We start from the raw sequence: 4,787 nt of genomic DNA, 5'->3' as shown, positions 1-4,787 counted from the left end.
AACGACTACGACCCCGCCGGCAGCACCCAGATGTTCCGGGCGTTCGTCGACGAGGCCCCGGCCCCGCAGGCCCCGGGCTCCGTGACCACCTACGGGTGCGGTCGCGGGGCCCGGTCCCGGGCCGGTCGGGTCAGGACGCCAGCGGGGCGGGGATCCTCCCGGCGGCCGGCACCTGCTCCTCGGTGACCCGGCCCGCCAGCCGCGACCAGTCCCGGGCCGCCTCGCCGAGCAGGCCCAGCTCCGCGTGGCCGAGCGCCTGGGCCGCGTCGCAGCGCGCCGACTCCGGCGAGGAGTGGACATCCACGATCACTCCGTCGGCGCCGACCGCGGCCGCGGCCCGCACCAGCGGCACCACCAGCTCCCGCCGGCCGCCGGCGTGCGACGGGTCGACGATCACCGGCAGGTGCGAGCGCTGCTGGGCGACCACCACGGCCGAGATGTCCAGGGTGTTGCGGGTGGAGTTCTCGAAGGTGCGGATGCCGCGCTCGCACAGCACCACCGAGAGGTTGCCGCGGTGGGCGATGTACTCGGCGGCGAGCAGCCACTCCTCCACCGTCGCGCCCATCCCCCGCTTGAGCAGGATCGGCCGGCCCGTCTCGGCCGCGGCCTCCAGCAGCGCGAAGTTCTGCATGTTCCGGGTGCCGATCTGCAGCATGTCCGCGTACGAGGCGACCAGTTCGACGTCGCGCTGGTCCAGCAGCTCGGTCACCACCGGCAGCCCGGTCTCGGCCCGGACGTCGGCGAGGATCCGCAGCCCCTCCTCCCCCAGGCCCCGGAAGTCGTACGGTGAACTGCGCGGCTTGAAGGCGCCGCCGCGCAGCAGCACCGCGCCGGCCGACCGGGCCATCAGGGCCGACTTGAGCGTCTGGTCGTGGGTCTCGACCGCGCACGGGCCGCCGATCAGGGTGAAGGTCCGCGGGCCGATGGTGACCGGTCCGACCTTCACCTCCGAACGTTCGGCGTAGCTGGGGCGGGCCACCAGCGGGTACGGTGCCTGGACGTCGGCGACGTCCTGCACACCGGGCAGCCCCGACAGGTCCGGCAGCGCGCCGCCGAACAGGGCGATCAGGGTCCGGTCGTCCCCCCGGCTGACGATGGTGCCGGCGCCGGTGCGCGCTGCCGCGGCGACGGCCTGGTCGGTGTCCGCGGCCGAAGCGCCCGCGGCCATCGTGATGACGAACATGTGGGTGTCCCCTCTGAGGTGTCAGCGATCGATCAGGACCGGCCCGCCGCCGCCACCGTGGCGGACGGGCACGAGCAGCCGGTGCACGGCGTCGCCCAGGATCCGTACGCCGTCGCGGGTGAGCACCGATTCGGCGTGGAACTGCAGTGACTGGAAGCCCGGCCCGCGCAGCGCGTACACCTCGCCGGTGCGGGGGTCGCGGGCGACGTCGACCTCGCCCGGCCGGTACGGGCACGGCAGCCGGTCGGCGTCGCTGAGCGCGACGAAGGTGTTGTAGAAGCCGACCCGCTCGGGCCGGCCGAACAGGTCGATCCGCCGGCGCATCCCCTGGCTGGGCCGGTCGCGGCGGACCACCCGCAGCCCGAGCAGGCCGCTCAGCAGCTGGTGGCTGAGGCAGACCGCGAGCAGCGGGGTGCCGTCCGCGAGCAGCGCCGCGAGGGCGGCGTGCACGGTGGCGACCTTGGGGTCCGCCAGGTCCCGCGGGTCGCCCGGGCCGGGGCCGGAGACCACCAGGTCGAAGCCGTCGGCGGTGAGGTCGCCGGTGTGGGGGCGGACGGTGACGGCGAGTCCGAGCGAGGCCAGCTGGTGGCGCAGCATCGCGGTGAAGGTGTCGTCCGCGTCCACCACCAGCACCCGGCGGCCCGCCAGTTCCGGCGCGGCGGGCGGCGGGCGGTGGTCGTGGAACCAGAACCGTGCCAGGTCGGCGTTGCGGTCGGCCAGGGCGGCCGCCACCTCGGGGTGGTCGGCGGCGGAGGGGACGTCGGCGGCGGAGGGGGCCCCGGTGCTGCCCGCCGGGCCGGGCGCGGCGGGGCCGGGGTCCGCGGCGGACCCGCCGAAGGCGGCGAGCAGTCCGGCGGCCTTGGCCCTGGTCTCGGCGGCCTCGGCGGCCGGGTCGGAGTCCCGGACCAGGGTGGCGCCCACGTCGATGCGCAGCCGCCCGGCCGGGCCGAGTTCGGCGGTCCGGATCATGATCGCCGAGTCCAGCAGGTGCCGGCCCCGCGGGTCGCAGCCGATCAGCGCCGCGACGCCCGCGTAGTGGCCGCGCCCGGTGGACTCGTACCGGCGGATCACCCGGAAGGCGTTGGCCAGCGGGCTGCCCACCACCGTGGGCGCGAGGAGGGTCCGGCGCAGGATCTCCACCGGTTCGAGCGAGCTGCGGCCGCTGATGAAGTACTCGGTGTGTGCGAGCCGGGACATCTGACGCAGCGCCGGCCCGTGCACCCGGCCGCCGTCCTCGCAGACCTGCGCCATCATCTTGAGCTCCTCGTCGAGCACCATGTAGAGCTCCTCGGTCTCCTTGGTGTCGGCGAGGAAGCCGACCAGACCGGGGATCTCCAGCCCGGACGGCGGGTACCGGTAGGTGCCGCTGATCGGGTTCATGGTGGCGACGCCGCCGTCGAGGGTGACGTGCCGCTCGGGGGTGGCGCCGACGAAGGTGCGGGTGCCGGTGTGGACCAGGAAGGTCCAGTACGCGCCCTGCTCCCGCGCCAGCAGGCGGCGGAAGGCGCTCAGTGCGGCCGCCGGGGTGTGGTCGGCCAGGGTGCCGGTGACCGAGCGCCGGATGACGAAGTTGCAGCCCTCGCCGGTGCCGATCTCGTCGGTGAGCACCCGGCCGACGATGTCGGCGTACGCCGCGTCGTCCGGTTCGAAGCGCTGCCCGTGCAGGTGCAGCGGGCGGTCGGGCAGGACGGCGAGCGCCTCGGCGAGCGGGACCGCGCGGCGCTCGGCGACCGCCATCGCCAGCAGCGGCGCGCCGTCGTCGGCGCAGTCGAAGCCCTGCTCGGCGGCGGCCCGGAACGGGACCAGCAGCAGGGTCTCGCCGCTCTCCCCGGGCCCGGCCGCGAGCTCGGCCAGCGCCTGCAGTTCGCGCACCGGGCCGGTGAGCAGTTCGACCACGCCCGGCGCGGTCTCGGGCCGGTGCAGCAGCGCGAACGCGGCCCGGCCCGGCCCGGCCAGCCCGTCCAGCACGGAGCCGGCCGCATCGGCCGGCTTCACCGGGCCACCGCCGCCGCGCCGAGCTGCTCCAGCACGCTGCGGGTGGAGGCGACCCGGGCGCAGCGTTCGGCCGCGTAGTCCAGGGCCAGCCGGTGGTAGCGGGCGTCGAAGTCGGCGGTCGCGTCCGCGACCAGGAACGGCTCGATGTCGTGGCTGAACGCGTCGCAGGCGGTCATCAGGCAGCCGACGTGGGCGTAGACACCGCAGATGACCAGCTGGTCGCGGCCGGCCCGCCGCATGTCCGCCAGCAGGGAGGTGCGGTGGAAGGCGCTGTAGCGCCACTTGGTCAGCACCAGGTCGGACCCGGCCGGTTCGAGCGGGGGGACGATGGCCCGCTGCTCGGGGGTGGCGTCCATCCCGGAGCCCCAGACGTCCTTCAGCAGGCCGCGGTCCCGGTCGCTCATGTCACCGGGCTGCGCGGTGTACGCGACCGGGACGCCGAGGCGCCGACAGGCGGCGAGCAGGGCGGCGATGTTGGACACCAGCTCCGCGGCGGGCGAGGCGTCGGCGGTGAACGGCCGCAGGAAGTACTGCTGCATGTCGTGGACCAGGAGCATCGCCCTGGCCGGGTCGGGCCGCCAGCCGGCCGGGCCGGCCGGCAGCTCGTCCTCGCGGGGCATCGGGTAGGGGTCGATGTGGGGAATGCCCATCTGCATCACTTTCCGCTGGGGTCCTGCCCGGGTCACGGGGTCCGTGCTCAGGCGCCGAGGGATGCGCCGCCGTCGACGCAGAGCTCGTGCATGGTGATGTGGCCGGCCCGGTCGGACAGCAGGAAGGCCACCGCCTCGGCCACGTCGGAGGGCTGCGCCAGCTTGCCGAGCGGGATACCGACCTTGAACCGGTCCGGGTCGCCCGCGACGGTGCTCCGGGCGTCCCCGCCGCCGGACCACAACCCGCGCAGCATCGGCGTGTCGGTGGAGCCGGGGTTGACCACGTTGCAGCGGATCCCGTACGGCGCCAGCTCGACCGCGAGCGACTTGGTGAAGGCGGCCGACGCCGCCTTGGACGCGGCGTAGCCGGTCATCAGGGCGCGGGGCACCCGGGCGGCGTTGGAGGCCACCGTGACGATCGCGCCGCGTCGGCGCGGCACCATCCGGCGGGCCACCGCCCGGCTGCAGTGGAAGACACCGTCGGTGTTGACGGCGAACATCGCGCGCCAGTCCTCGTCGGTGAGGTCCAGCGCGGGGCCGGTGCGCAGCACCCCGGCGACGTTCACCAGCAGGTCGAGGGGTCCGGCCTCCCGCTCGGCGGCCTCGACGATCCGCTCGACCTCGGCGGCGTCGGCCACGTCGGCGGGCAGGGCGAGGCCGCCCGCCCCGGCCGCGGACAGCTCGTCGGCGAGCCGGTGGACGGCGTCGGCGTCCCGGTCGACTGCGACCACGGTGGCGCCCGCCTCGGCCAGCAGACGGGCGACGGCCCGCCCGATGCCCCGGCCGGCGCCGGTGACCAGCGCCGTCCTGCCGTCGAATTCCTTCTCGTTCACTGGTTCTCCCCCATGGAGGTGTCGGCCGGCCCCCCCCCCCCCCCCCGCCGGGGCCGCGGCGCGCGGCGGGGGCGAGAGCACCCAACAACAAACCACACACCCCCCAACAAAAAACTAATCATGACG

At 75.3% G+C, this 4,787-nt stretch carries 4 protein-coding genes; all 4 read right to left on the bottom strand.

Annotated features, from left to right (window positions below):
* Window positions 1-130: 130 nt before the first annotated feature.
* Genes aroF through AB0D08_RS40260 form a run of 4 tightly spaced genes read right to left on the bottom strand, consistent with a single transcriptional unit; the run spans window position 131 to window position 4,661 of the window.
* Window positions 131-1,183, bottom strand: a complete 1,053-nt coding sequence (gene aroF, locus AB0D08_RS40275) for a 3-deoxy-7-phosphoheptulonate synthase (RefSeq protein WP_033819965.1) — start codon at window positions 1,181-1,183, stop codon at window positions 131-133.
* A gap of 21 nt (window positions 1,184-1,204) precedes the next feature.
* The gene (locus AB0D08_RS40270; RefSeq protein WP_359895336.1) at window positions 1,205-3,178 is read right to left on the bottom strand and encodes an anthranilate synthase family protein; all 1,974 of its coding nucleotides are present in this window, start codon (window positions 3,176-3,178) and stop codon (window positions 1,205-1,207) included.
* A complete protein-coding gene (locus tag AB0D08_RS40265; protein WP_359895335.1) occupies window positions 3,175-3,828 on the bottom strand; it encodes an isochorismatase family protein in 654 nt (217 codons plus the stop codon). The genes AB0D08_RS40270 and AB0D08_RS40265 overlap by 4 nt, the downstream gene beginning before the upstream one ends.
* A 47-nt stretch (window positions 3,829-3,875) precedes the next feature.
* On the bottom strand, window positions 3,876-4,661 hold the full coding sequence (locus AB0D08_RS40260; protein ID WP_359895333.1) for a 2,3-dihydro-2,3-dihydroxybenzoate dehydrogenase: 786 nt from the start codon (window positions 4,659-4,661) through the stop codon (window positions 3,876-3,878).
* Window positions 4,662-4,787 lie beyond the last annotated feature (126 nt).

Origin of the sequence: Kitasatospora sp. NPDC048540, from assembly GCF_040651175.1 — a bacterium.
Classification (GTDB): domain Bacteria; phylum Actinomycetota; class Actinomycetes; order Streptomycetales; family Streptomycetaceae; genus Kitasatospora.
This window is presented reverse-complemented; position numbering and strand designations above follow the sequence as displayed.

Excerpts from the sequence above, each read along its gene's own strand:
- aroF (WP_033819965.1), bottom strand. The coding sequence starts at position 1,183 with ATGTTCGTCATCACGATGGCCGCGGGCGCTTCGGCCGCGGACACCGAC.
- AB0D08_RS40265 (WP_359895335.1), bottom strand. The coding sequence starts at position 3,828 with ATGGGCATTCCCCACATCGACCCCTACCCGATGCCCCGCGAGGACGAG.